Genomic DNA, 285 nt, shown 5'->3' with positions numbered 1-285 from the left:
GATGACCAGAATGCTCAGGGTAGCCTTGTGAATTCGGATACTGAGCCGGACTTTGCTGCGGAGCTTGTTGTGCAGGTTGCTGCTGCATCGCTTGAGGAGCCTGCTGCATCTGCGGCTGTCTCGGAGCGGCCGTTGGCGCTGGTTGACTAACCGGCTGAGCTTGACTCTGAACCGGCGCAGCAACAGGGCTCGTCGACTGAGTAGAGATCGCCGTTGCGACATTTTGCTCTGCAGGCCTAAATGCCAACATGCGTAAAACCACCATCTCAATACCAACACGTGCGG

The 285-nt window shown here is 56.8% G+C and carries 1 pseudogene; it reads right to left on the bottom strand.

Annotation, left to right across the window (positions count from 1 at the left end):
• Positions 1-285: pseudogene (locus BCT81_RS04480) on the bottom strand (DNA polymerase III subunit gamma/tau); the annotation flags it as partial.

It is taken from the genome of Vibrio sp. 10N.261.52.A1, from assembly GCF_002876325.1.
Taxonomy (GTDB): Bacteria; Pseudomonadota; Gammaproteobacteria; order Enterobacterales; family Vibrionaceae; genus Vibrio; species Vibrio chagasii.
Note: the sequence above shows the minus strand (reverse complement) of the source record. Positions and strands in the feature narration are given on the sequence as shown.